General features: G+C 41.5%; 1 protein-coding gene. It reads left to right on the forward strand.

Translation table 11 applies throughout. The features are described 5' to 3' along the window. The first annotated feature begins 134 nt into the window (after nt 1-134). Nucleotides 135-1,349, forward strand: a complete 1,215-nt coding sequence (locus QUB11_RS31135; protein ID WP_333257931.1) for an ISAs1 family transposase — start codon at nt 135-137, stop codon at nt 1,347-1,349. The last annotated feature ends 19 nt before the right edge of the window (nt 1,350-1,368 follow it).

The raw sequence follows: 1,368 nt of genomic DNA on the forward strand, positions 1-1,368 counted from the left end.
CAGGGTAAGCTCATCTAATTTGGTATAAATTGTACTTGACAAAACAAACAAAATACACAGGTAGCCCGCTCGTCATTAACGGTTCTATAATGCCTCAAAAGCTAAGTCATCAAGGTAAGGAAAAGTTTATGGGCATGAGTAAAGGATTCGCTCCTTCCAAGCCAACGGCAAAATCCCAAGAGCTCAACAAGCCAAAACCCATCTCTATGGAAGATTTACAAGCTGGCTTTTCAAATTATTTTGATGACGTACCAGATCCAAGAGTGGAGCGAACCAAACACCACTTACTCAAAGATATTCTCGTCATTGCCTTATTAGCTGTGATAGCCGGAGCGGATGGGTGGGAAGACATGGAAAATTATGGAATCAGTAAGTTTACCTGGTTACAAAAGTTTTTAAAGTTACCCAATGGCATCCCAAGTGACGATACATTCCGTCGGGTCTTTGAAAAGCTAGAGCCAAAAATTTTAGAGCAAAAATTGCGAACATGGATGAACCAATTAATCGGGTCAGTTGCTCAAGAAGTGATCCCGATTGATGGAAAAAGTCTGAGAGGGTCTTATGACCGAACAAAAGGGGTAAAAAACTTACATTTAGTGACGGCATGGGCGAGTGAACATCGGTTAGTTTTGGGACAAGTCAAAGTTGAAGACCATTCAAATGAAATCACAGCGCTCCCGGCATTGTTGGAATTAATTGACATCACCGGAGCCATTATTACGATTGATGCGATGGGGACTCAAGCCGAGATCGTTCGGTTAATTCGTCATAAAAAAGCCGATTATGTAGTCACCTTAAAAAGTAATCATCCAACTCTTTATAATCAAGTTAAAACCTGGTTTGAGATGGCTAAATCTAAACAGTTTGAGGGCAGTGAAGTGAGTCATGATTCCCGCACAGAAAAGGGACATCATCGCGTCGAAATTAGAAAAGTTTGGGCGGTGCCAGTGGCGGCATTAGGAGGACTTTATAAACAAGAACAATGGACTGACATTCAGACTATTGTTTGTGTAGAACGAGTCCGTCATCTTTGGAACAAAACGACTCAAGAGGTACAGTTTTACCTAAGTTCTTTACCAGTGGATGCTCAGCTTAATGGTCGTGTAATTCGTCAACATTGGGGGATTGAAAACCAAGTTCATTGGACTTTAGATGTCACTTTTAATGAAGACCAATGTCGCATTCGGTCGTTAAACAGCCCTCAAAACTTGGCTCTTCTAAGACGAATGGCACTTAATGCCATCAATCAAGAAACGACTCTCCGACGTAGTTTGCGACAAAAAAAGAAACGAGCGGCGATGAATGATGACTATATGATGCAGATTCTCAAGTGCTTGTGTCAAGCCTGATTAAGATGCTCTTACCCTG

It is taken from the genome of Microcoleus sp. B6-A1 (assembly GCF_036705085.1).
In the GTDB taxonomy this organism is placed as follows: Bacteria; Cyanobacteriota; Cyanobacteriia; order Cyanobacteriales; family Microcoleaceae; genus Microcoleus.